At 48.8% G+C, this 26,372-nt stretch carries 20 protein-coding genes; 18 read left to right on the top strand and 2 right to left on the bottom strand.

Annotated features, from left to right (window positions below):
- Positions 1 to 817: 817 nt before the first annotated feature.
- On the bottom strand, positions 818 to 1,972 hold the full coding sequence (metK, locus tag EC843_RS10505) for a methionine adenosyltransferase (RefSeq protein WP_064543569.1): 1,155 nt from the start codon (positions 1,970 to 1,972) through the stop codon (positions 818 to 820).
- A gap of 666 nt (positions 1,973 to 2,638) precedes the next feature.
- Between metK and yqgB the strand changes: the two genes are divergently transcribed.
- From yqgB to speB, 3 genes are all read left to right on the top strand, one after another.
- A complete protein-coding gene (gene yqgB, locus EC843_RS10495; protein ID WP_121814913.1) occupies positions 2,639 to 2,785 on the top strand; it encodes an acid stress response protein YqgB in 147 nt (48 codons plus the stop codon).
- Positions 2,778 to 4,754 carry a biosynthetic arginine decarboxylase gene (gene speA / locus EC843_RS10490; protein ID WP_074388524.1) on the top strand — a complete coding sequence of 659 codons (1,977 nt, stop codon included), beginning with the start codon at positions 2,778 to 2,780 and terminating at the stop codon, positions 4,752 to 4,754. Before yqgB ends, speA begins: the two co-directional genes overlap by 8 nt.
- Before the next feature lie 263 nt (positions 4,755 to 5,017).
- Positions 5,018 to 5,938, top strand: coding sequence for an agmatinase (gene speB, locus EC843_RS10485; RefSeq protein ID WP_064543574.1), 921 nt, complete (start codon positions 5,018 to 5,020; stop codon positions 5,936 to 5,938).
- 136 nt (positions 5,939 to 6,074) lie between these two features.
- Here the strand turns inward: speB and EC843_RS10480 are convergent, their stop codons facing one another.
- Entirely contained in the window at positions 6,075 to 6,833 is a 759-nt protein-coding gene (locus EC843_RS10480; RefSeq protein ID WP_121814914.1) for a M48 family metallopeptidase, read from the bottom strand.
- Between the two features lie 264 nt (positions 6,834 to 7,097).
- On the opposite strand from EC843_RS10480, the gene tkt reads away from it, so the two are divergent.
- The 15 genes from tkt to pflB all read left to right on the top strand — a co-directional run bounded on the left by tkt (position 7,098) and on the right by pflB (position 26,042).
- Positions 7,098 to 9,089, top strand: coding sequence for a transketolase (gene tkt, locus EC843_RS10475; RefSeq protein WP_064543579.1), 1,992 nt, complete (start codon positions 7,098 to 7,100; stop codon positions 9,087 to 9,089).
- A gap of 344 nt (positions 9,090 to 9,433) precedes the next feature.
- Positions 9,434 to 9,877 (top strand): PTS mannitol transporter subunit IIA, encoded by a 444-nt coding sequence (gene cmtB / locus EC843_RS10470; RefSeq protein WP_121814915.1) that lies wholly within the window; start codon positions 9,434 to 9,436, stop codon positions 9,875 to 9,877.
- Between the two features lie 22 nt (positions 9,878 to 9,899).
- Positions 9,900 to 11,282, top strand: a complete 1,383-nt coding sequence (locus EC843_RS10465) for a PTS mannitol transporter subunit IICB (RefSeq protein WP_064543584.1) — start codon at positions 9,900 to 9,902, stop codon at positions 11,280 to 11,282.
- A 14-nt stretch (positions 11,283 to 11,296) separates the two neighbouring features.
- Positions 11,297 to 12,571, top strand: coding sequence for a zinc-binding dehydrogenase (locus EC843_RS10460; RefSeq protein ID WP_064543586.1), 1,275 nt, complete (start codon positions 11,297 to 11,299; stop codon positions 12,569 to 12,571).
- 2 nt (positions 12,572 to 12,573) lie between these two features.
- Positions 12,574 to 13,545 (top strand): class II fructose-bisphosphatase, encoded by a 972-nt coding sequence (gene glpX / locus EC843_RS10455; protein ID WP_064543588.1) that lies wholly within the window; start codon positions 12,574 to 12,576, stop codon positions 13,543 to 13,545.
- A 15-nt stretch (positions 13,546 to 13,560) separates the two neighbouring features.
- On the top strand, positions 13,561 to 14,070 hold the full coding sequence (locus tag EC843_RS10450; RefSeq protein WP_121814917.1) for an MltR family transcriptional regulator: 510 nt from the start codon (positions 13,561 to 13,563) through the stop codon (positions 14,068 to 14,070).
- On the top strand, positions 14,067 to 14,774 hold the full coding sequence (locus EC843_RS10445) for a nucleoside/nucleotide kinase family protein (RefSeq protein WP_064543592.1): 708 nt from the start codon (positions 14,067 to 14,069) through the stop codon (positions 14,772 to 14,774). The genes EC843_RS10450 and EC843_RS10445 overlap by 4 nt, the downstream gene beginning before the upstream one ends.
- Before the next feature lie 317 nt (positions 14,775 to 15,091).
- Positions 15,092 to 16,111: an erythrose-4-phosphate dehydrogenase gene (gene epd / locus EC843_RS10440; protein WP_064543594.1), complete on the top strand. Its 1,020-nt coding sequence runs from the start codon at positions 15,092 to 15,094 to the stop codon at positions 16,109 to 16,111.
- A gap of 49 nt (positions 16,112 to 16,160) precedes the next feature.
- The gene (gene pgk, locus EC843_RS10435) at positions 16,161 to 17,324 is read left to right on the top strand and encodes a phosphoglycerate kinase (RefSeq protein ID WP_064543596.1); all 1,164 of its coding nucleotides are present in this window, start codon (positions 16,161 to 16,163) and stop codon (positions 17,322 to 17,324) included.
- Positions 17,325 to 17,426: 102 nt separating this feature from the next.
- Positions 17,427 to 18,503, top strand: a complete 1,077-nt coding sequence (gene fbaA, locus EC843_RS10430) for a class II fructose-bisphosphate aldolase (RefSeq protein ID WP_064543598.1) — start codon at positions 17,427 to 17,429, stop codon at positions 18,501 to 18,503.
- A 519-nt stretch (positions 18,504 to 19,022) separates the two neighbouring features.
- Positions 19,023 to 19,961, top strand: coding sequence for a transcriptional regulator TdcA (gene tdcA, locus EC843_RS10425; RefSeq protein WP_133522219.1), 939 nt, complete (start codon positions 19,023 to 19,025; stop codon positions 19,959 to 19,961).
- A 101-nt stretch (positions 19,962 to 20,062) separates the two neighbouring features.
- On the top strand, positions 20,063 to 21,049 hold the full coding sequence (gene tdcB / locus EC843_RS10420; RefSeq protein ID WP_064543602.1) for a bifunctional threonine ammonia-lyase/L-serine ammonia-lyase TdcB: 987 nt from the start codon (positions 20,063 to 20,065) through the stop codon (positions 21,047 to 21,049).
- An 87-nt stretch (positions 21,050 to 21,136) separates the two neighbouring features.
- Entirely contained in the window at positions 21,137 to 22,468 is a 1,332-nt protein-coding gene (tdcC, locus tag EC843_RS10415; RefSeq protein WP_064543604.1) for a threonine/serine transporter TdcC, read from the top strand.
- Between the two features lie 41 nt (positions 22,469 to 22,509).
- Entirely contained in the window at positions 22,510 to 23,718 is a 1,209-nt protein-coding gene (gene tdcD, locus EC843_RS10410; protein WP_133522218.1) for a propionate kinase, read from the top strand.
- 29 nt (positions 23,719 to 23,747) lie between these two features.
- Positions 23,748 to 26,042 (top strand): formate C-acetyltransferase, encoded by a 2,295-nt coding sequence (gene pflB / locus EC843_RS10405; RefSeq protein ID WP_064543607.1) that lies wholly within the window; start codon positions 23,748 to 23,750, stop codon positions 26,040 to 26,042.
- Positions 26,043 to 26,372 lie beyond the last annotated feature (330 nt).

Genomic DNA, 26,372 nt, shown 5'->3' with positions numbered 1-26,372 from the left:
GGGATAAGCGATAGCGCCATCCACCATTTTCGCCTGTTGTTGCAGATAAAAGTGTCGGATGACGCTGCGCTTATCCGACCTACGAAGAGGTTCGTCATCGGTCTAAAAGACCAGCAGAGCGCTGGCCTTTTAGATTGCTGACAAAGGTCACTAAACAGGTGTTGTAGGGGGGATAAGCGATAGCGCCATCCACCATTTTCGCCTGTTGTTGCAGATAAAAGTGTCGGATGACGCTGCGCTTATCCGACCTACGAAGAGGTTCGTCATCGGTCTAAAAGACCAGCAGAGCGCTGGCCTTTTAGATTGCTGACAAAGGTCACTAAACAGGTGTTGTAGGGGGGATAGGCGATAGCGCCATCCACCATTTTCGCCTGTTGTTGCAGATAAAAGTGTCGTATGACGCTGCGCTTATCCGACCTACGAAGAGGTTTGTCATCGGTCTAAAAGACCAGCAGAGCGCTGGCCTTTTAGATTGCTGACAAAGGTCATTAAACAGGTGTTGTAGGGGGGATAAGCGAGAGCGCCATCCACCATTTTCGCCTGTTGTTGCAGATAAAAGTGTCGGATGACGCTGCGCTTATCCGACCTACGTAGAGGTTTGTCATCGGTCTTAAAGACCAGCAGAGCGCTGGCCTTTTAGGGTCATTAAACAGGTGTTGTAGGGGGGATAAGCGATAGCGCCATCCACCATTTTCGCCTGTTGTTGCAGATAAAAGTGTCGGAAGACGCTGCGCTTATCCGACCTACGAAGAGGTTTGTCATCGGTCTAAAAGACCAGCAGAGCGCTGGCCTTTAATGTCTGGAGCTCTGACGGATTTTACTTCAGGCCGGCAGCATCACGCAGCAATTCTGCTTTGTCGGTTTTTTCCCAAGGGAAATGCTCACGACCAAAGTGACCGTATGCGGCAGTTTCTTTGTAGATTGGGTGCAGCAGATCCAGCATCTGAATCAGGCCGTACGGACGCAGGTCGAAGAACTCGCGCACCAGCAGAGTCAGTTGTTCGGTAGAGATTTTCTCGGTACCGAAGGTTTCAACCATGATAGAAGTCGGTTCTGCCACGCCGATGGCGTAAGACACCTGGATTTCACAGCGGTCAGCCAGACCCGCAGCAACGATGTTTTTCGCCACATAACGTGCCGCGTACGCCGCAGAACGGTCAACTTTAGACGGATCTTTACCGGAGAACGCGCCGCCACCATGACGAGCCATACCGCCGTAGGTATCAACGATAATTTTACGACCGGTCAGACCGCAGTCACCCATTGGGCCACCGATAACAAAACGGCCTGTTGGGTTGATGTGATATTTGGTAGATGCATTCAACCATTCTGCTGGCAGAACTGGCTTGATGATCTCTTCCATCACCGCTTCTTGCAGCGTTTTCAGCTGTACATCTTCAGAGTGCTGGGTAGACAGAACCACGGCATCAATACCGACGATTTTACCGTCGTCGTACTGGAACGTGATTTGGCTTTTTGCATCCGGACGCAACCATGGCAGTGAGCCATTCTTACGAACTTCAGCCTGGCGTTGAACCAGAAGGTGCGCGTAAGTGATTGGCGCTGGCATCAGCACTTCGGTTTCGTTGGTTGCATAACCAAACATCAGGCCCTGGTCGCCCGCACCTTGTTCCAGTGGATCGGTACGGTCAACGCCCTGGTTGATGTCCGGGGACTGCTTACCAATCGCGCTTAACACGGCACAAGAATTGGCATCAAAGCCCATATCAGAATGCACGTAGCCGATGTCACGAATCGTTTGGCGAGTGATTTCTTCGATATCAACCCAGGCGCTGGTGGTGATTTCACCGCCAACCAGAACCATGCCGGTTTTAACGTAAGTCTCACAAGCTACGCGTGCTTTTGGATCCTGCTCGAGGATCGCATCGAGGACCGCATCAGAGATTTGGTCAGCGATTTTATCGGGATGCCCTTCTGATACAGACTCGGACGTAAAGAGGTGCTTGGCCATATTTTATTCACCCTAAGAGAATTAGGTTAGTGCAGACTGCCGCTAATTGGCGCTCGTATCAGTGCGATATACTGATATTCGGAGTTTTAGCCACAGGATTAATTTCAGGCAGTCTAACAGTTAATCGGTATAGATGGATTAACATCTGGACGGCTATTCTAGGTTATCCCTTAATCAGATTACCAGTGATTTTTCTACCCGCAAGTTTCTAAGCATAATCTTGGATGGCAATTTTTACTGACAGTGCCGCAAAGCAGGGATTTTTGTTTTGCAATTTTTGGCTGTTATCGGTATAAAGCGGCGCGCGCGGCTCATTCAACAAGCACACATTTCTACGTGTTGCCCACTTCCAGCCGGGTTGAGCAAATTTCTTAGCTTTGGCTTGTCGCATGCCCTAAATGGTATGTGTGGAGGTGTCAGGATTGAAAAACCGCTGTAATTCACAGAATCTGGCTCACCAGTCTGGTGTGCATTTGCCTCTCTCAATAAGCATCTCTTTGCTGCATTCCTGCCGATGTTATACCCATCTCGGCGCTTCTCAGGACTCTCGGGCCGGTTTTTAAACCCGTGAAATTCTGAACAAGGGCTCTCTTGTCATCGATAAGAGTATTCTCGTGGTTTCGCCGACTCGTTCTACGAAGCTCGGTTACGTGTTTTTACAATGATATGAAAAAGAAACCGGTCGCACAGTTTGTCTGTCAGCGTCTTATGCTGCCGATACGCGCTGTTAATGGGTTGTTATTGCGGGATACCCCTGCGATAGTAGTCAACTGTTTTGCACATTCGTTTAAATTTGAGGTTCGCCATGTCTGACAAAATCTCTTCTGTTTCGGGTTCGTCAGTGGGCGAGCAGGATGTACACCGCTCCATGCAGGAGGTTGCCATGAGCTCCCAGGAAGCCAGCAAAATGCTGCGTACTTACAATATTGCCTGGTGGGGCAATAACTATTACGACGTCAATGAGCTCGGTCATATCACCGTTTGCCCGGACCCGGATGTCCCGGAAGCGCGTGTTGATCTCGCTGAACTCGTAAAAGCCCGTGAAGCACAGGGGCAGCGTTTGCCTGCACTGTTCTGCTTCCCGCAGATTTTGCAGCACCGCCTGCGTTCTATTAATGCAGCGTTCAAACGTGCTCGCGAATCCTATGGTTATAACGGCAACTATTTCCTCGTTTACCCAATCAAGGTGAACCAGCACCGTCGCGTGATTGAATCACTGATTCATTCCGGCGAACCGCTGGGCCTGGAAGCAGGTTCTAAAGCAGAACTGATGGCTGTGCTGGCGCATGCGGGCATGACGCGTTCGGTCATTGTGTGTAACGGTTATAAAGACCGTGAATACATCCGCCTGGCGTTGATCGGCGAGAAGATGGGCCACAAGGTTTATCTGGTCATCGAGAAGATGTCTGAAATTCGCATTGTGCTGGAAGAAGCCGAGCGCCTGAATGTGGTACCGCGCCTTGGCGTGCGTGCGCGTCTGGCATCGCAAGGTTCGGGCAAATGGCAGTCTTCAGGCGGCGAGAAATCAAAATTTGGTCTGGCGGCGACGCAGGTTCTGCAACTGGTTGAAATGTTGCGTGAAGCCGGTCGTATCGACAGCCTGCAATTACTGCACTTCCACCTCGGTTCGCAAATGGCGAATATTCGCGATATCGCCACCGGCGTGCGTGAATCAGCGCGTTTCTATGTTGAGCTGCACAAGATGGGCGTTAACATCGAATGCTTCGATGTGGGCGGCGGTCTGGGCGTGGACTATGAAGGCACGCGTTCGCAGTCAGATTGTTCGGTCAACTATGGCCTGAACGAATATGCGAACAACATCATTTGGGCGATTGGCGACGCATGTGAAGAAAACGGCCTGCCGCACCCGACGGTTATCACCGAGTCTGGCCGTGCGGTGACCGCGCACCACACCGTGCTGGTGTCTAACATCATTGGTGTTGAGCGCAACGAATACACCACGCCAACAGCTCCGGCTGCAGACGCGTCCCGTGCACTGCAAAGCATGTGGGAAACCTGGGGCGAAATGCACGAGCCGAACAACCGTCGCTCGCTGCGTGAATGGCTGCACGATAGCCAGAACGATCTGCATGATATCCATACCGGCTACTCGGCGGGGAGTTTCTCTTTGCAGGAGCGTGCCTGGGCGGAGCAGCTTTATCTGAGCATGTGCCACGAAATTCAACGCCTGCTTGACCCTAGCAACCGCGCACACCGCCCGATCATCGACGAACTGCAAGAACGTATGGCGGATAAGATTTACGTCAACTTCTCGCTGTTCCAGTCCATGCCGGATGCGTGGGGTATCGATCAGCTGTTCCCGGTACTGCCGCTTGAAGGGCTGAATCAGATCCCAGAGCGTCGTGCGGTACTGCTGGATATCACCTGTGATTCCGACGGTGCTATCGATCACTACATCGATGGTGACGGTATTGCGACAACTATGCCGATGCCAGAATACGATGCGGAAAACCCGCCGTTGCTGGGCTTCTTTATGGTTGGGGCATACCAGGAAATCCTTGGCAACATGCACAACCTGTTTGGCGATACCGAAGCGGTTGACGTGTTCGTCTTCCCTGACGGCAGCGTAGAGGTGGAGCTTTCTGATGAAGGCGATACCGTTGCGGACATGCTGGAATACGTTCAGCTTGATCCAAAAACTCTGCTCAAGCATTTCCGTGATCAGGTCAAACAGACCGATCTGGATGCCGGTTTGCAGCAGCAGTTCCTCGAAGAGTTTGAGGCTGGGTTGTATGGCTATACTTATTTAGAAGACGAGTAAATTACTCGGCGTACTTCGAGTCGCAGGGGTGTTGGCCGCACTCACTTACCCAAGTCACTTACTTAAGTAAGCTCCCGGGGATAAGCTCCTTTGCCGCCTACCTGTAACGCGAATTACTAGAGTAATTAGTATACAAATAAGGTTACATTCGGCGATAATCCGCCAACAAGCAGTCTGAATGAATCCAGTCCCTTCCTCGTCGGGTTAACGACGCGGAAGGGACTTTTTTTTGCAAATAATTACCATCATCGTGAGGTCAAACCATGAGCACCTTAGGCCATCAGTACGACAATTCCCTGGTATCCAATGCCTTCGGTTTTTTACGTTTTCCACTGAACTTCATGCCGTATGACAGCGATGCCGATTGGGTGATCACTGGCGTTCCTTTTGATGCGGCAACCTCTGGCCGTGCAGGCGGGCGTCATGGCCCTGCGGCTATTCGTCAGGTTTCTACCAACCTGGCGTGGGAAGGTAACCGCTTCCCGTGGAATTTCGACATGCGTGAGCGTCTGAACGTTGTTGACTGTGGCGACCTGGTTTATGCCTTCGGTGATGCGCGTGATATGAGCGAACGCCTGCAAGCTCACGCAGAAAAACTGCTGGCTGCCGGTAAACGTATGCTCTCTTTCGGTGGCGACCACTTCGTGACTCTGCCGCTGTTGCGCGCTCACGCTAAGCACTTTGGTAAAATGGCGCTGGTGCATTTCGATGCGCACACTGACACCTATGCGAACGGTTGCGAGTTCGACCACGGCACCATGTTCTACACCGCGCCAAAAGAAGGTCTGATCGACCCGAATCATTCTGTGCAGATTGGTATTCGTACCGAGTTCGACAAAGATAATGGCTTTACCGTGCTGGATGCAGGCCAGGTGAACGACCGTACTGTTGACGATGTGCTGGCGCAGGTGAAGCAAATTGTTGGCGATATGCCAGTTTATCTGACCTTTGATATCGACTGCATCGATCCTGCTTTCGCACCAGGCACCGGTACGCCGGTTATCGGTGGTCTGACTACCGATCGCGCGCTGAAACTGGTTCGTGGTTTGAAAGATTTGAACATCGTTGGTATGGACGTTGTAGAAGTGGCTCCGGCTTACGACCAGTCTGAAATTACTGCTTTGGCGGGCGCGACGTTGGCGCTGGAGATGTTGTATATCCAGGCGGCTAAGAAAGGCGAGTAATCAGGCTATTTTACTTGCCATTTTGAACCCGGGCAGTACTCGCCATCCTCACGTACTTTGTGTACGCTCCGGTGGCTGCGCGCTGCCCGAGTCCAAACTGCCTGCGACAATTACGCCTGAGGCAGTCATTTGAAAATTACTTCAGCCCATCTGCCGCCATACGGTCGCGAATATGTTGCGCACGTTCGGCTGAAGCCGGGTGGTCGTCAAGCATCGAGCTTTGGCGGCCTTCTTCTTGCTTCGCTAGCTTCTCAAAACTGGTTGCCAGGCCAATTGGGTTGATGCCACGTTTTCTCAACAAATCATACGAATAGTCATCTGCTTCGGATTCCTGACGCTGGGAGAACTGTGCATTTACCAGTTTCTCACCCAAATCGCCAAGCTGTGACTGTGACAAACTGCCAATCATTCCGCCCGCAGAGGCCGCTGCAACACGAGCTGCGTTAGTCCCCAGCGCCACCTGCATCCCTTTCTTCACATGGCCGAGCGCCACGTGGCCCATTTCGTGGCCGATAACCGCTTCGACTTCGTTATCGTTCATCATGTCCATCAGGCCGCTGTACACGCGGATACAGCCGTTGGCCATCGCAAAGGCGTTCACGTCTTTGGTGACGTAAACCTTGTAGTTCACCGGCATGCCGTTGATGTTATCGCCCAATGCCGCAGCGATTTTGTTCAGGCGTTGCGCATACTCGCTACTGGCCGGTGCGATAGACGCTTTGCTGTCCAGTTCGGCACAGGATTTGTCGCTCAGCTCTTTGACCTGAGCATCACTTAATGTGTACGCCTGAAAGACTTCAGCACCGGAAGCCAGCAGGCCGTTGGAATCCATATTCTGGCAACCACTCACCAGGACTGCAACGCTCAGGCTCAGTAAAATTGGGCGCATCTTCATGCCAATATCCTTAATAAATGACAACTACTCTGGGGGATCGAGCCACATATCGCTGGCTGGTGGCTTGAGTATAAAGAAGTTAACGCATGCTGCGCATCAACATGCGCAACATGCGAGCAGCTTCCAGAGATTTCTTAACCGGACAAAAGGATGCTCCATGTACATGGCACACGGCTTGCGGTACATTGATGGCAATTTTTTGGGCGTAGCCCATAACGCATAGTAGTCAAGGCCTGACCTTCAACCATCCGATCTGGAGTCAAAATGTCCTCTCGTAAAGAGCTTGCCAATGCTATTCGTGCACTCAGCATGGACGCAGTACAAAAAGCCAAATCCGGTCACCCGGGTGCCCCTATGGGTATGGCCGACATTGCCGAAGTCCTGTGGCGCGATTTCCTGAACCATAACCCGCAGAACCCTGCATGGGCTGACCGTGACCGCTTCGTGCTGTCTAACGGCCATGGTTCAATGCTGATTTACAGCTTGCTGCACCTCACAGGTTATGACCTGCCGATTGAAGAACTGAAAAACTTCCGTCAGCTGCATTCCAAAACTCCGGGTCACCCGGAAGTGGGTTACACCGCAGGCGTAGAAACCACCACGGGTCCACTGGGTCAGGGTGTGGCAAACGCAGTCGGTATGGCCATTGCTGAACGCACCATGGCAGCACAGTTCAACCGCCCTGGTCACGATATCGTTGACCACTTCACCTACACCTTTATGGGTGATGGCTGCATGATGGAAGGCATTTCCCACGAAGTTTGCTCGCTGGCGGGTACGCTGGGTCTGGGTAAACTGGTTGCCTTCTATGATGACAACGGTATCTCTATCGACGGCCACGTTGAAGGCTGGTTCACTGACGATACAGCGAAACGCTTTGAAGCCTACGGCTGGCACGTTGTGCGCGGCGTTGACGGCCACGATGCAGACGCTATCAAACGCGCTGTTGAAGAAGCCAAAGCGGTTACCGACAAACCTTCACTGCTGATGTGCAAAACCATCATCGGTTTCGGTTCGCCAAACAAAGCCGGTACCCACGATTCCCACGGCGCACCTTTGGGTGACGCAGAAATCGCACTGACCCGTGAAGCACTGGGCTGGAAACACGCGCCATTCGAAATCCCGCAAGACATTTATGCTCAGTGGGATGCTCGCGAAGCAGGCCAGGCGAAAGAAGCGGCATGGAACGAGAAGTTCGCTGCCTACGCTCGCGCCTTCCCGCAAGAAGCCGCAGAATTTATCCGTCGTATGAAAGGCGACATGCCTGCTGATTTCGCAGCTAAAGCGCAAGAGTTCATCAAGAACCTGCAAGCTAACCCTGCGAAAATCGCCAGCCGTAAAGCGTCCCAGAACACCATCGAAGCATTCGGTCACTTGTTGCCTGAATTCCTTGGCGGCTCTGCTGACCTTGCACCGTCTAACCTGACTATCTGGTCTGGTTCCAAAGCCATCAACGAAGACCTAGCCGGTAACTACATCCATTACGGTGTACGTGAATTCGGTATGACGGCGATTGCCAACGGTATCGCGCTGCACGGTGGTTTCCTGCCGTACACCTCTACCTTCCTGATGTTTGTTGAATATGCCCGTAACGCGGTGCGTATGGCAGCACTGATGAAGCAACGCCAGGTGATGGTCTACACCCATGACTCAATCGGTCTGGGTGAAGATGGCCCGACTCACCAGCCAGTGGAGCAGCTTGCTGCCCTGCGTGTGACGCCGAACATGAGCACATGGCGTCCATGTGACCAGGTTGAGTCTGCGGTGGCGTGGAAATACGCTGTAGAACGTCACGACGGCCCGACCGCGCTGATCTTCTCCCGTCAGAACCTGGCACAGCAAGATCGTACTGAACAGCAACTGGCGGATATCGCCCGTGGCGCATACGTTCTGAAAGACTGCGCAGGCACGCCTGAGCTTATCCTGATTGCCACCGGTTCTGAAGTTGAACTGGCGGTTGCAGCCTGGGATCAACTGACTGCTGAAGGCATTAAAGCGCGCGTGGTTTCCATGCCGTCTACCGATGCATTCGACAAACAGGACCCTGCTTACCGTGAAGCGGTACTGCCGAAAGCGGTTGCTGCGCGTGTTGCTATCGAAGCCAGCATCGCTGACTACTGGTACAAATACGTTGGCCTGAACGGTGCGGTTGTGGGTATGACCACCTTTGGTGAGTCTGCTCCAGCTGAACTGCTGTTCGAAGAGTTTGGTTTCACTGTTGCAAACGTAGTGAAACAGGCTAAAGCAGTTCTGTAATCGCTTCATGCTAGTTAAGCGGGTCGCTCAGGCGACCCGTTTTTTATGGTTATCCTCAATAAAACGGGTTGTCTTATATCTCAAAAGTATAATCAATCAAGTATCAAATCGTGATCTTCATAGCATAATCGTAAATAACACAAAACATGAATTTGTGATCAGGTTAAAATTATTTCTATTGACATGTTTATATTTGATTTTTTTGTATTTTTAATTCTTTGAATTTATTGATTAAAATTTTTCTCACTCAATAAATAACATTTCCCCGCCCTCATTTGATTTATTTTCCACGCCGTCATACTTTAATTGAAAATAAAAACACCCTACAAAATGAGGAAGACAGTATGCGGTTAATAGATTATTTCCCTGATGCTGCCATATCTATAAAAAACTCTGCCGATGACTGGCAACAGGCAATAGATTATTCAATGGAAGTGCTATTGCAAAAAGGCTATGTCACCGCTTCATACATTGATGCAATTAAAAAGACCACCCAGGAAACTGGCCCATATTATATTCTGGCTCCTTTTGTTGCGATGCCTCATGCCAGGCCAGAATGCGGCGCAATTAAAACAGGTTTATCTCTTACGCTATTAAAAAACACCGTGGGTTTTGGCGATAACCACGAACCGGTGAAATTATTAATCGGGTTGTCAGCGGCTGATTCAGATGAGCATATCGGTGCTATTCAGGCATTAAGCGAAATGTTCTGTGAAGAATCAACAATTGAAGCTTTGCTGAATGCGAATACCGATCAGCAACTCAAGGATATTATCACTCAAGAGTAATCATTCTCTCGTCAGGATAAATATGAAAAATAAATCAGCTCGTGCCAAAGTCCAGGCTTTCGGCGGATTTCTTACAGCTATGGTTATCCCCAATATCGGCGCATTTATCGCGTGGGGTTTTATTACCGCGTTATTTATTCCAACCGGCTGGATGCCTAATGAACATTTCGCCAAAATAGTCGGCCCAATGATCACCTATTTGCTACCGGTGATGATTGGCTCAACCGGTGGCCATTTAATTGGTGGGAAACGCGGTGCGGTGATGGGCGGAATTGGTACCATCGGCGTGATAGTCGGTGCCGATATTCCGATGTTCATCGGTGCGATGATCATGGGGCCACTCGGTGGCTGGGTGATTAAAGTTATCGACCGCACGCTGGAGAAGCGTATTCCGCCAGGCTTTGAGATGGTGATTAATAACTTCTCATTGGGTATTGCCGGGATGCTGCTTTGCCTGTTTGCCTTTGAAATTATTGGCCCTGCGGTGTTAGTGGCGAACAATTTCGTGAAAGAGTGCATTGAAGCGTTGGTCAGCACCGGTTATTTACCGCTGTTGTCGCTGATTAACGAACCCGCGAAGATCCTGTTCCTGAACAATGCAATCGATCAGGGTGTTTACTACCCATTAGGCATGCAGCAAGCGTCTGACACCGGGAAATCTATCTTCTTTATGGTGGCGTCGAATCCAGGCCCTGGGCTCGGTTTGCTGCTTGGTTTTGCAGTGTTTGGCAAAGGAATGGCAAAAAAATCCGCACCAGGTGCGATGATCATTCACTTCCTGGGCGGTATTCACGAACTCTACTTCCCGTATGTTTTAATGAAGCCGTTGACGCTGATTGCCATGATTGCGGGCGGGATGTCCGGAATTTATACCTTTAATCTGTTGGGTGGCGGCCTGGTTGCAGGGCCAAGTCCGGGTTCCATCTTTGCTTATCTCGCCCTCACGCCGCGTGGTGCATTCTTTGCCACCATTGCCGGTGTCACCGTGGCGACAGCCGTTTCATTTGTGATTACCGCATTCATTCTGAAACTGGATCGCAGCAAAGAAGTCGAGAAAGAGGACAACTTTGATGAGACAGCCAGCGCCATGAAAGCGATGAAACAGGAAGGGGCGTGGAGTACCGGTCCGGTGAAATTGGTCGCGTTTGTTTGCGATGCGGGCATGGGCTCAAGCGCTATGGGAGCCACCACGTTTCGTAAGCGTCTGCAAAAACAGGGCATAGAAACAGAAGTTAAACACTACGCCATAGAAAACGTACCTGAACACGCAGAGATAATCGTCACGCATGCCAGCCTGGAAGGGCGCGTCAAACTGGTGACTAACAAACCGCTGATCCTGATTAATAACTATATTGGCGACCCGAAACTCGATGCGTTATTTAATGAATTAACCGCTAAGGCTTAATAATAAGGATTCTTATGAAAACTAAAGTTGCAGCCATTTATGGCAAGCGGGACGTCCGTATCCGTGAGTTTGAATTACCGGCAATCACTGATGATGAGTTATTAGTGAGCGTTATTTCAGATAGCGTGTGTTTATCAACATGGAAAGCGGCGCTACTGGCGAGTGACCATAAACGTGTACCAGATGATTTAAATAACCACCCAGTAATTACCGGGCATGAATGCGCCGGAGTCATTGTCGAAGTCGGGAATAATCTTCTCGGCCAATATAAGAAAGGCCAGCGTTATGTATTGCAACCGGCAATGGGTTTGCCGAGTGGATATTCAGCCGGTTATAGCTATGAATACTTTGGTGGCAATGCCACGTATATGATTATCCCAAAACAGGCTATCGATCTGGGCTGTGTTTTACCTTATAGAGGATCATATTTTGCAGCCGCCTCTTTAGCGGAGCCAATGTGCTGCATTATTGGTGCCTATAAAGCTAACTATCACACTACGCAATATGTTTACGAACATCGCATGGGAATTAAACCCGGCGGCAACCTGGCATTATTAGCCTGTGCCGGGCCGATGGGCATCGGTGCCATTGATTATGCAATTAACGGCAATATCAAACCGGGCAAAGTGGTGGTGGTTGATATCGATGAAGCCAGACTGGCACAGGCACAAAAACTCTTGCCTGTAGAGCTGGCGGCCAAAAACGGTATCGAGCTGGTGTATGTGAACAGCAAAGAACTGGATAACCCTGCGGCGGCGTTACGTGAGATGACCGGTGGTACGGGCTTTGATGACGTCTTCGTTTATGCCGCCGTACCTGCGGTGATTGAGCTGGGTGATGACCTGCTCGCTGACGACGGCTGCCTGAATTTCTTCGCCGGACCAACGGATAAAAACTTCAAGGTGCCGTTTAATTTCTACAACGTGCATTACGGCAGCACGCATATTGTTGGCACATCTGGCGGCTCCGCCGATGACATGATTGAAGCCATTGAACTTGCTGCCAGCGGGCGATTACAGCCTTCGTTTATGGTTACGCATGTGGGTGGCCTGGATGCGGTTCCTGAAACCGTGCTGAATCTGCCGGATATCCCGGGCGGTAAAAAGCTGATTTACAACGGTGTCACCATGCCGCTGACGGCAATCACTGAATTCGCCAGCCTGGGTGAAACCGATCCATTATTTAAACGCCTTGCCGAACTGGTGGCTGAAACACACGGCGTCTGGAACGAAGCGGCGGAAAAGCATCTGTTAGCCCATTTTGGCGTTGATATCGGTGTGGAGGCCTAACCATGAAAACGCTGGCTTATCCATTTTTCCGCACCACGGAACGGGCGGCGCTTGCAGCCTGGCCATTGATCGGCTGCGGCGATAAGAATCAGATTGATGGCGTGGCTGTGCAGGCAATGCGTGATGCACTTAATCAAATTGATATGCAGGGGCGGATTGTCATTGGCGAAGGGGAGATTGACCACGCGCCGATGCTGTATATCGGCGAGATGTTAGGAAAGGGCGATTCCCGGCAAATCGATATCGCCGTTGACCCCATCGAAGGCACGCGCATGGTGGCGATGGGGCAAAACAATGCGCTGGCGGTGATGGCCTGCGCACCGGTTGGTACCTTGCTGCATGCCCCCGATATGTATATGAAGAAAATCGTGGTGGGCAAGAAAGCCAAAGGGGTGATTAGCCTTGCGGCAACGCTCGCAGATAACCTAAAAAATATTGCCAACGCGCTCGGCAAACCGCTGGAGCGTTTGCGGATGGTGACCCTCGATAAACCCCGCCACCAGGCAATAATTGCCGAAGCTACAAGCCTGGGCGTGAAAGTGATTGCATTACCGGATGGTGACGTGGCTGCAAGCGTGATGACTTGCTTGCTGGATAATCAATACGACGTGATGTACAGCATTGGCGGCGCACCAGAGGGCGTAATTTCTGCCTGTGCGGTGAAAGCATTAGGTGGCGAAATGCAGGTGGAATTAATGGATTTCTGCCAGGCAAAAGGGGAGACGCCTGAACATCGCCAAATTGCTGATTCTGAGCAACGCCGCTGCCGTGAAATGGGCGTCGAAATCAATCGTATTTACAGCCTTGATGAAATCGTCAAAAGCGACGAGGTATTATTTTCCGCAACCGGCGTAACCGGCGGGGATATTTTGCAGGGAGTGCGCGAAGAAGGTGATGTTGTACGCACTCAAACGCTCTTGATTAATGGTATAGAGCGCACCTGTAATATTATAGACTCTTTACATCACCTCTAATGTACTGAGCTATTAATGACCACCTTGAACGAAGATGAAGTACTTGAACAACTGGAAGCGCAAAGTGATTTGGCCTCATTTATGAGCGTCGCGCACGATATTTTGCTTTCCGGCATCAGGCAATTTCTACCTTCGTTATTTGTTGATAATGATGAAGAGATCGTTGAGTACGCGGTTAAGCCTTTGCTTGCCAGAAGTGGGCCGCTGGATGATATCGACGTTGCGCTGCGCCTGATTTACGCGCTGGGGAAAATGGATAAATGGCTGTATGCCGATATTACCTGTTTTTCCCAGTTCTGTGATTTTGTGCAACACAGCAAAGTGGCAATTCAGTTTCATGATGACCTCACTTACGATTTTATTGCGAACCTCAATTCGATTACCCAAAACGCGACATTGTTTAATGCAATAAAAAGCATGAAGTATTCGGATTTCTCAATCTATTCCGAAGCGCGTTATGGCGGCTTAGTGAAAACGGCGTTATCTCTGGCGGTGACTTCATTATTGAAGGAGCTAGTCTGGTGAAAGTCACATTAATTATTAATGGATTAGAGACACAAGCCTGTTTTAAAGAACAAGAAGTCGAAGCGTTACATAAGCCTTTATTAAAGCAACTCGCCGCAAAGCAAAAGCAATTACAGCGTCGGCTGGTGGTATTTTTGGCGGCTCCACCCGGCACCGGTAAGTCAACGCTGGTGGCGTTTTGGGAATATTTGTCTTCGCTCGATCCGGCATTACCTGCGATACAGGCTTTACCGATGGATGGCTTCCATCACTACAACGAATATCTGCTTGCGAACAATCTCAAGCAACATAAAGGCGCACCGCAAACGTTTAATATTCAGAAGCTAACTGGTGCATTGCAGGATCTGCAAAAGCCTGGCAGTCGCTGGCCGCAGTACGATCGTAATCTGCACGATCCGCTGGAAAATGCGATTACCGTTGAAGCGCCCATTGTGGTGGTTGAAGGCAATTGGCTGCTGCTCAATCAGCCAGAGTGGCAGGCATTGCGCCCCCTTTGCGATTTTTCTGTGTTTATCGCTGCTCCTGCGGAATTGCTTTCCGAACGATTGATTAGCCGAAAAATACGTGGCGGCTTGAGCCGTGAGCAGGCGGAGGAATTTTTCCACGCCACTGATGGGCCGAATGTTTTACGTGTGCTCGAAGGAAGCCTGTCTGCCGATATGCAGTTAGTTATGGATGAGCAGGGTGGCTATCATCTCAATTGATACCGGCAGGGTCGTGTAAACGACTCTGTGGTATTTCCATTATTCCTGTGGATAGCTGGTTGTTATTCATTCAACGTGGGTTTCTCGTTGCATTTATTCCATCAAATTTGTGACGTATGTCAGAAGATCGGTTGCCTGTCATGGGGTAACGTTCCATTTATTCCCCGTATCGCTTAACATGGCTGAAGCGTTTCAGTCGAATAAATGTTCGACAATTAAGCAAACAATTGCAGTTTCGAGAGTGCGAGGATTCCCCTCAGACGATTGCTGGATTACTCTGTCAGCCACTTAGTCTCAGGGATTCTGGCAGGAGAGATATGACCGTTCGCATAGCAATTAATGGCTTCGGTCGCATTGGGCGCAACGTGGTACGTGCATTGTACGAATCCGGTCGCCGTGCGGAAATTACCGTCGTAGCAATCAATGAACTGGCTGATGCTGCGGGCATGGCGCATCTGTTGAAGTATGACACTAGCCATGGTCGTTTCGCCTGGGACGTTCGTCAGGAACGCAACCAGTTATGGGTAGGTGATGACACCGTCCGTATTCTGCACGAACCGGATATTGCTGATTTACCGTGGCGTGAACTGGGCGTGGATGTGGTGCTGGATTGTACCGGTGTGTTTGGCTCCCGTGCAGACGGTGAAGCGCATCTGGCTGCCGGTGCCAAAAAAGTCCTCTTCTCTCATCCCGGCGGTAACGACCTCGACGCCACCGTGGTTTACGGTGTGAATCATGAAAGTGTGGTTGCTGAACATCGCATTGTTTCGAATGCTTCCTGCACCACAAACTGCATTATTCCTATTATCAAATTGCTTGATGATGCGTACGGTATTGAATGGGGCACAGTGACCACCATCCATTCCGCGATGCACGATCAACAAGTTATCGACGCCTATCATCCAGACTTGCGCCGCACACGTGCCGCCAGCCAGTCTATTATTCCTGTTGATACGCGTCTTGCTGCTGGTATCACACGTATTTTCCCGCAATTTAACGATCGTTTCGAGGCGATTGCGGTACGTGTTCCGACCATTAACGTCACGGCGATCGATTTAAGCGTGACGGTGAAAAAAGCAGTCAATGCTAATGAAGTCAATAGGTTGCTGCAAAAAGAAGCACGTGATTCATTTCATGGTATAGTTGACTATACGGAATTACCGTTGGTCTCGACTGATTTTAACCATGATCCGCACAGTGCCATTGTTGATGGCACACAAACGCGGGTCAGTGGGCAACATCTGATTAAAACTTTAGTCTGGTGTGATAACGAATGGGGCTTTGCTAACCGAATGCTCGACACGACGTTAGTCATGGCCGCAAGTGGTTTCAGGTAAGGCGCATAAAGCGTCCGCAAAACTTTAAGAATCAACGAGAGGATTCACCATGTCTGTAATTAAGATGACCGATCTGGATCTGGCTGGAAAACGTGTTCTGATCCGTGCAGATTTGAACGTACCAGTTAAAGAAGGGAAAGTGACATCTGACGCACGTATCCGTGCATCACTGCCAACTATCGAATTAGCCCTGAAACAAGGCGCTAAAGTGATGGTAACTTCTCACCTGGGTCGTCCGACTGAAGGCGAGTACAACGAAGAATTCTCTCTGCTGCCGGTTGTTAACTACCTGAAAGACAAATTGTCTGCTCCGGTTCGCCTGGCTAAAGATTACCTCGATGGCGTTGAAGTTGCTGCGGGTGAACTGGTTGTTCTGGAAAACGTTCGCTTTAACAAAGGCGAAAAGAAAGACGACGAAACCCTGTCTAAAAAATACGCTGCACTGTGCGACGTATTCGTCATGGACGCTTTCGGTACTGCACACCGTGCACAGGCTTCTACCCACGGCGTTGGCAAATTCGCAGATATCGCTTGTGCTGGCCCGCTGCTGGCTGAAGAGCTGAGCGCACTGGGTAAAGCATTGAAAGAACCTGCTCGCCCAATGGTGGCTATCGTTGGCGGTTCTAAAGTTTCTACCAAGCTGACCGTTCTGGATTCCCTGTCCAAAATTGCTGACCAGCTGATTGTTGGTGGTGGCATCGCGAACACTTTCGTTGCTGCTCAAGGCCACAACGTCGGTAAATCCCTGTACGAAGCAGACCTGGTTGACGAAGCTAAACGCCTGCTGACTATTTGTGACATCCCAGTTCCTGCTGATGTTCGCGTAGCGACTGAGTTCTCTGAGACTGCTACGGCAACTCTGAAATCTGTCAACGACGTGAAATCTGACGAGCAGATTCTGGATATCGGTGATGCTTCTGCGCAGCAACTGGCTGAAATCCTGAAGAATGCAAAAACCATTCTGTGGAACGGCCCGGTTGGCGTGTTCGAATTCCCGAACTTCCGTAAAGGTACTGAAATCGTTGCCAATGCAATCGCAGACAGCGAAGCGTTCTCTATTGCAGGCGGCGGTGACACCCTGGCAGCTATCGACCTGTTCGGTATTGCAGACAAAATCTCCTACATCTCCACTGGTGGCGGCGCTTTCCTCGAATTCGTGGAAGGCAAAGTTCTGCCAGCAGTAGCTATGCTCGAAGAGCGCGCTAAGAAGTAATGATGATGGGCAGGGTCTCCTGCCCGTTTAATTTTTGCCGCCGCTAAGTCTTAGGTGGCACAAACGTTTTTTCTAACGGCCGACGATACAGGACAACCAAACATGTCTAAGATTTTTGATTTCGTAAAACCAGGTGTTATCACCGGTGATGACGTACAGAAAGTTTTCCAGGTAGCAAAAGAAAACAATTTTGCTCTGCCAGCAGTTAACTGCGTAGGCACTGACTCTATCAACGCCGTTATCGAAACTGCTGCAAAAGTTAAAGCACCAGTTATCGTTCAGTTCTCCAACGGTGGCGCAGCGTTCATGGCGGGTAAAGGCCTGAAAGCTGAAGGCCAACAAGCTGCAATCCTCGGTGGTATCTCTGGTGCGCACCATGTGCATCTGATGGCTGAACATTACGGTGTTCCAGTTATCCTGCACACTGACCACTGCGCTAAGAAACTGCTGCCATGGTTAGACGGCCTGTTGGACGCTGGCGAAAAACACTTCGCAGCAACTGGCAAACCACTGTTCTCTTCTCACATGATTGACCTGTCAGAAGAGTCCCTGGAAGAGAACATCGAAATCTGTTCTAAGTATCTGGAGCGTATGTCTAAAATCGGCATGACTCTGGAAATCGAACTGGGTTGCACCGGTGGCGAAGAAGATGGCGTAGATAACAGCCATATGGACGCATCTTCTCTGTACACTCAGCCAGAAGACGTTGATTACGCTTACGAAAAACTGAATGCTATTAGCCCACGCTTCACTATCGCGGCTTCTTTCGGTAACGTTCACGGCGTTTACAAACCAGGTAACGTGGTTCTGACCCCAACTATCCTGCGCGATTCTCAGGACTATGTTTCTAAGAAACATAATCTGCCGCACAACAGCCTGAACTTCGTATTCCACGGTGGTTCTGGTTCTTCTGCTCAAGAAATCAAAGACTCCGTAAGCTACGGCGTAGTGAAAATGAACATCGATACCGATACCCAGTGGGCAACATGGGAAGGTATCCTGAACTACTACAAAGCGAACGAAGCTTACCTGCAAGGCCAGTTGGGCAACCCGAAAGGCGAAGACCAACCGAACAAGAAATACTACGATCCACGTGTATGGCTGCGTTCTGCTCAGACTTCTATGATCACCCGTCTGGAGCAAGCATTCAAAGAACTGAACGCGATCGACGTTCTGTAATTTGAAGTAGTCAATGCTTGAATCAAGCCCGCCTCGTGCGGGCTTTTTTTATCACGATGAGAGCGCAATCGCTTTTATCTCAATATTTATTATTGAAATATCGATCCATATTCACTTTTATTAATTTTTATATAAAAAATCTTACTTAAATACACATTCAAATATTATTAGAGTTTTCATTAATTAAATTTTAAAAATAACAAAATTAGTTTAATATCGTGAAGTCCACTTAAGATAAATCTTCTCTTGCCATAATAAAAAACAGCATAAACAGCGGCTTATTTAAGCTTATATGTTTAAATTATCTCCATAACTTTATTTTATCAGGGTATATAAGGTTGATATTCATCATGTTAAGGGCAGATTGCCATTCTGTAACTCATTGTTTTTAATTGATATTTTTTATTTGACTGCTTTGTATGCAATTGATGGTCGAGTATTTGTGAGTCAAGCCACATAACATCGGTATCACTATTCGTTATGATCTGCGGCATGGAAATTAATTAGGCGCAGAACTTCATGGACAATAATACATTACCTAAAACACAACAGTTGCTTGTCTTTCAGGAAGTGGTGAGGAGTGGTTCATTTGGTTCTGCTGCAAAACAACTTAGTCTGACTCAGCCTGCGGTCAGCAAAATTATTAGTGATATGGAAGCCTATTTTGGCTTAGAACTTATCATCAGAAAAAATACCGGTGTAAAATTAACCGAAGCAGGCAAAGTTCTACTGACTTACTCAGAGTCCATCACACGTGAGTTGAGAAATCTGTGTAGTGAAATGAATCAAATGGTCGGCAACGGTGTGGTCGATGTTTCATTCGGTTACCCCTCTCTGATTGGTTTTACTTTTTTGCCAGGGATGATGAAAGAGTTTAAAGAAGTTTTCCCACAGGCTCAGGTTTCGATGTTCGAAGCTCAACTGTCCTCTTTCTTACCTGCAATCCGCGATGGTCGTCTGGATTTTGCGATTGGTACATTGAGCGACGAGATGTTGTTACAGGATCTGCATATCGAACCATTGTTTGAGTCAGAGTTCATTCTGGTAGCGAACCGAACCCGGAAGATTCAAGGGACAACAACGCTTAGCGATCTGACGCAAGAACAATGGGTGTTGCCGCAAACGGAAATGGGATATTACAGTGAACTTCTCACCACGCTGCAAAAAAATAATATTAAGAGTGAAAACATCGTTAAAACAGACTCAGTCGTCACGATTTATAATCTCGTATTGAATGCTGATTTCCTGACGGTCATTCCACGAGATATGATTTCTCCATTTGGCTCCAACTCATTTATTAAAATCCCTGTGGAAGATAAATTACCCATCGCTCGTTATGCCGCCGTATGGTCTAAAAATTATCGAATTACTCAATCGGCAGCAACATTAGTTGAGCTTGCGAAAAAACATTCATTACGTACCCAGTTTCAATTTAATCAATTAACTGAAGTAGCTTAATTAAACTCAGTAATTGAACTGAATTCTATAAACAATTCCCAGTGATAATTTGATTATATTATCACCACCTATATTTTTGTTTTTAAAATGTTGAGGTCAACATGCATATCGACTATGAACTTCCTGTCACTATTATTGATGTACTAGAAGCAAAAAAAAGACTTGCTGGTTATATCTATAAAACAGGAATGCCACGCTCAAATTATCTTAGCGAATGCTGCAAGGGCGAAATATTTTTAAAGTTTGAAAATATGCAGCGTACCGGTTCATTTAAAATACGCGGTGCCTTTAATAAGCTGAGTTCTTTAACCGAAGAAGAAAAAAGCAAAGGAGTAGTAGCGTGTTCTGCAGGTAACCACGCGCAGGGTGTTTCACTATCTTGTGCCATCCTTGGTATTAACGGCAAAGTTGTGATGCCTAATGGCGCACCAAAATCTAAAGTTGCCGCAACCTCTGACTACTCTGCCGAAGTTGTGATGCACGGCGATAACTTCAACGACACTATCGCCAAAGTGAGTGAAATCGTTGAGATGGAAGGACGTATCTTCATTCCACCGTATGACGATGAAAAAGTGATTGCTGGTCAGGGGACTATCGGCCTCGAAATCCTCGAAGATTTATACGACGTCGATAACGTGATTGTACCTATTGGCGGCGGTGGTTTAATTGCCGGTATTGCGCTGGCGATTAAATCCATTAACCCGACAATTAATATCATCGGCGTTCAGGCTGAAAACGTGCATGGTATGGCAGCCTCGTTCTATAAAGGTGAGCTTATGTCGCATCGTACATCAGGTACTTTAGCTGATGGTTGTGATGTTGCGCGCCCTGGCCGAATCACTTATGAAATTGTCAAGAAATTAGTGACTGATATTGTATTAGTGAGTGAAGATGATATTCGTAATAGCATGGTGGCACTGATTCAACGTAATAAAGTCGTCACTGAAGGTGCTGGCGCATTAGCCACTGCGGCATTATTAAGCGGCAAGTTAGATCACTATATTAAAGGGCGTAAGACAGTCAGTATTATTTCTGGCGGGAACATCGACCTTTCGCGTGTTTCGCAGATTACAGGCTCAGTAGATTAATCCCCCTAATAATTAAAGCTGCATCACAGATAATAGCGATGCAGCTTGAAATATAACGCGTATAAAATTACTTAAAGGAATTTTATTATGAGTAATACAGATGCAACACTTGTTGGTCAAAAAGTTACATCGCAATGGCGCAAATCTGACACTACCTGGACATTAGGCTTATTTGGAACGGCCATCGGTGCCGGGGTTTTATTTTTCCCTATTCGTGCCGGTTATGGCGGTTTAATTCCAATTCTCATCATGTTGTTTCTTGCCTTTCCGATAGCATTCTATTGCCACCGGGCGCTCGCGCGTTTGTGTCTTTCAGGCAGCAATCCCTCCGGAAATATCACTGAAACAGTTGAAGAACATTTTGGTAAAACAGGTGGTGTGGTCATTACCTTCCTGTACTTTTTCGCCATCTGCCCATTGTTGTGGATATACGGTGTCACCATCACCAACACCTTCATGACATTCTGGGAAAACCAGCTCCAGCTCATGCCGCTTAACCGTGGTGTGGTGGCACTGTTCCTGCTGTTGTTAATGGCTTTTGTTATCTACTTTGGCAAAGACCTGATGGTCAAAGTGATGAGCTATTTGGTGTTCCCTTTCATTGCCTGCTTAATCTTGATCTCCGTGTCGCTGATTCCTTACTGGAACTCTGCGGTTATCGATCAAGTCAGTCTAAGTGATATTTCGTTTACCGGCAGTGATGGCATTCTGGTGACCGTATGGCTGGGTATTTCCATCATGGTCTTCTCCTTTAACTTCTCACCGATTGTCTCTTCGTTCGTGGTTTCCAAACGTGAAGAGTATGAGCAAGATTTTGGCAAGCAGTACACTGAAGACAAATGTTCGAAGATTATCTCTCGCGCCAGCATGCTGATGGTTGCCGTCGTGATGTTCTTCGCCTTTAGCTGTCTGTTCACGCTTTCTCCACAAAATATGGCGGAAGCCAAAGCGCAAAACATTCCTGTGCTTTCATACCTGGCGAACCACTTCTCCTCAATGTCTGGCACAAAATCGACTTTCGCCACCACGCTTGAATATGGCGCATCGATTATTGCTCTGGTGGCAATTTTCAAATCCTTCTTTGGTCACTATCTTGGCACCCTCGAAGGGCTCAATGGCCTGGTCCTCAAGTTTGGCTACAAAGGGGATAAAACCAAAGTATCCGGTGGGAAGCTCAACCTCATCAGCATGGTGTTTATCATGGGGTCGACCTGGGTTGTGGCTTACGCAAACCCGAACATCCTCGATTTAATCGAAGCCATGGGGGCACCGATTATCGCTTCACTGCTTTGCCTGCTGCCAATGTATGCGATTCGCAAAACACCTGCGCTGGCGAAATATAAAGGAAAAACTGAAAACATTTTTGTCACAGTAATTGGTTTGCTGACCATTCTTAATATTGTTTACAAGCTTATCTAATTATTTTGGGTATATTGGCTCAGGATGAGTGGGATTTAAAAATGAATGATTATCCGGTAGTGTTGACGATTAACTGTGGTTCTTCTTCGGTTAAGTTCTCAGTATTAGATGCAGAAACTTGCGATGTACTTTTAGCCGGAATTTGTGAGGGTATTAATACTGAGAAAGCTTTTTTAACGGTCAATGATGGAGAGCCAGTTATTCTGGCTCACCAGAATTATGAAGAAGCGCTTTCTGCAATAGCCGCTGAACTTGAGATGCGGAATTTAATCGATAGTGTGGCTTTTGTCGGTCACCGTATTGCCCACGGTGGATCTTTATTTAGTGAGTCAGTCTTAATTACCGATGAGGTTATAGAACAGATTCGCCAGGTTTCACCGTTGGCACCATTGCACAATTACGCCAATTTACACGGGGTGGAATCTGCGCGGACTCGTTTTCCGGATGTTCCACAGGTCGCGGTATTTGATACCAGTTTCCATCAGACATTAAAGCCCGAAGCTTATCTGTACGGCCTGCCATACCGCTATTTTGAAGAGTACGGGGTTCGCCGTTATGGGTTCCACGGCACGTCGCATCGCTATGTCTCCCAGCAAGCGGGTGAGTTACCTGGCTTGAACCCAGTAAATTCAGGGTTGGTGATTGCTCACTTAGGAAATGGAGCTTCGGTTTGTGCGGTTCAAAATGGTGAAAGCGTTGATACCTCAATGGGTATGACACCGCTCGAGGGGCTGATTATGGGCACCCGTTGCGGAGACGTGGATTTTGGCGCAATGGCCTGGCTTGCTCGTCAGACCCAGCAATCGATGGACGACCTTGAACAAGTCGTCAATAAAGAGTCCGGCCTGCTGGGTCTTTCGGGTTTATCGTCAGATTTGCGCACTCTGGAAAAAGCCTGGCATGATGGCGATGTGCGTGCGCAATTAGCGATTAAAACTTTTGTTCACCGCATTGCCCGAACCATAGGCGCCCATGCTGCTTCGTTAAATAATTTTGATGGCGTTATTTTTACCGGCGGTATTGGTGAGAATTCAATACTGATTCGTCGCCTGGTGGCAGAACGGTTGCGTGTATTTGGTATCGACCTGGATATTGAAAGAAATAACCAACCTAATCGTATCGGGCAGCGAATTATTTCCAGCGACAGCTCTGCCATCGTTTGCGCGGTCATTCCGACTAACGAAGAAAAAATGATTGCGCTTGATGCCCTGCATTTAGGAAAAGAATGTCGTATCACGGAATACGCCTGAATTAATAATGTTGTACAGAGGATGAAGTAATGAAAGTGGATGTTGATATTACCAACGAAAATTATTCCCATGCCTGGCAGCAATTCTCGGGCGTTGAATGGAAAACGGCAATTAATGTTCGGGATTTTATCCAGCAGAACTATACGCCGTATGAGGGTGATGAATCATTCTTAGCGGGCGCAACTCCCGCGACCACCGCACTGTGGGAAAAGGTGATGGATGGCATTCGCATCGAAAATGCCACCCATGCGCCAGTCGATTTCGATACCAATATTGCCACGACGATTACTGCGCATGCTCCGGGTTACATCGTCAAAGAACATGAAAAAATCGTCGGTTTGCAAACCGACAAGCCGCTGAAACGCGCCTTACATCCGTATGGCGGCATCAACATGATCAAAAGCTCGTTTGAAGCTTATGGTCGTGAAATGGACTCAGACTTCGAATACCAGTTTACTTCGTTGCGTAAGACACATAATCAGGGTGTGTTTGACGTCTACTCACCAGATATTTTGCGCTGCCGCAAATCGGGTGTTTTGACCGGCCTGCCGGACGGTTATGGGCGCGGTCGCATTATTGGCGACTATCGCCGCGTGGCGTTGTACGGCATCGCTTATTTAGTGCGCGAACGTGAGTTGCAGTTTGCTGACTTGCAAAATCAACTGGAGCGCGGAGAAAAGCTTGAGGATGTCATCCGTCTGCGCGAGGAGCTGTCGGAACATCGCCGTGCTTTGTTGCAAATTCAGGAAATGGCGGCAAATTACGGCTTTGATATTTCTCGTCCGGCAGGCAATGCGCAGGAAGCATTGCAGTGGCTCTATTTTGCCTACCTGGCCGCGGTGAAATCACAAAATGGTGGGGCGATGTCACTGGGCCGCACTACCTCGTTTATCGATATTTATATCGAGCGTGACCTCAAAGCGGGTGTGCTGACAGAGCTTCAGGCACAAGAGTTAGTCGATCATTTCATTATGAAGATCCGTATGGTGCGTTTCCTGCGTACCCCGGAATTTGACTCTCTGTTCTCCGGCGACCCAATTTGGGCGACAGAAGTTATCGGCGGTATGGGGCTTGATGGGCGCACACTGGTCACCAAAAACGCCTACCGCTATTTGAACACGCTTTACACCATGGGGCCGGCACCAGAACCGAATCTGACTATCCTGTGGTCGGAAGCTTTACCGAAGCCGTTCAAGGTTTATGCGGCCAAAGTGTCCATCGAAACTTCATCGTTACAGTACGAAAACGACGATCTGATGCGCTGTGATTTTGACAGTGATGACTACGCTATTGCCTGCTGCGTCAGCCCAATGGTGATCGGCAAACAGATGCAGTTCTTCGGAGCACGTGCCAACCTGGCAAAAACGCTGTTGTATTGCATCAACGGCGGCATGGACGAAAAGCTAAAAATCCAGGTTGGGCCGAAAATGCCGATGTTGCTGGATGACGTGCTGGACTATGACAAGGTGATGAATAGCCTCGATCACTTTATGGACTGGCTGGCGACGCAATACGTGACTGCGCTCAATCTTATTCACTACATGCACGACAAATACAGCTACGAAGCGTCGCTGATGGCACTGCACGACAGAGATGTTTATCGCACTATGGCGTGTGGAATTGCCGGTTTGTCAGTCGCGGTGGATTCGCTTTCTGCGATTAAGTACGCCACGGTAAAACCGGTGCGTGACCAGACTGGGCTGGCGGTTGATTTCGTTATTGAAGGTGAATATCCGCAATATGGTAATAATGACGATCGCGTTGATGCCATTGCCTGCGATCTGGTTGAGCGCTTTATGAAGAAGATCCAGGCGCTGCCAACCTATCGCAATGCGGTGCCGACACAATCGATCCTGACGATCACCTCAAACGTGGTGTATGGACAGAAAACCGGTAACACGCCAGATGGCCGTCGTGCCGGAATGCCATTTGCCCCGGGCGCAAATCCGATGCACGGCAGGGATCGTAAAGGTGCGGTCGCGTCATTAACCTCTGTCGCTAAACTTCCGTTCAGTTATGCGAAAGATGGCATCTCTTACACCTTCTCAATTGTGCCTGCCGCGCTGGGACGAGATGACGCAGTGCGCCAGTTAAACCTGGTGGGTCTGCTGGATGGATATTTCCATCACGATGTAAGAACCGAGGGCGGGCAGCACTTGAACGTTAACGTGATGAACCGTGAAATGCTGATGGATGCCGTCGAGCACCCAGAAAATTACCCGACGCTGACCATTCGCGTTTCTGGATACGCGGTGCGCTTTAATGCGTTAACGCGTGAACAGCAGCAGGATGTGATTTCTCGTACCTTTACGCACTCGATTTAATCTCTCATCCTGAAATCGCAGAGAAGTGAGTGCCATTTTAAACCCTGCCTTGTGCGCGGTTTGAGACTGATGACAAACTTCTTCGTAGGTCGGATAAGCGCAGCGTCATCCGACACCACTGGCGTAAATGGTGGATGACGCTAACGCTTATCCACCCTACAAAACACATTTATCACCCTTTGTCAGCAATCTGAAACCCTGCCTTGTGCGGGGTTTGAGACTGATGACAAACTTCTTCGTAGGTCGGATAAGCGCAGCGTCATCCGACACAACTGGCGTAAATGGTGGATGACGCTAACGCTTATCCACCCTACAAAACACATTTATCAC

The sequence above is a fragment of the Buttiauxella sp. JUb87 genome (assembly GCF_004361975.1).
GTDB lineage: Bacteria > Pseudomonadota > Gammaproteobacteria > Enterobacterales > Enterobacteriaceae > Buttiauxella > Buttiauxella ferragutiae.
Note: the sequence above shows the minus strand (reverse complement) of the source record. Positions and strands in the feature narration are given on the sequence as shown.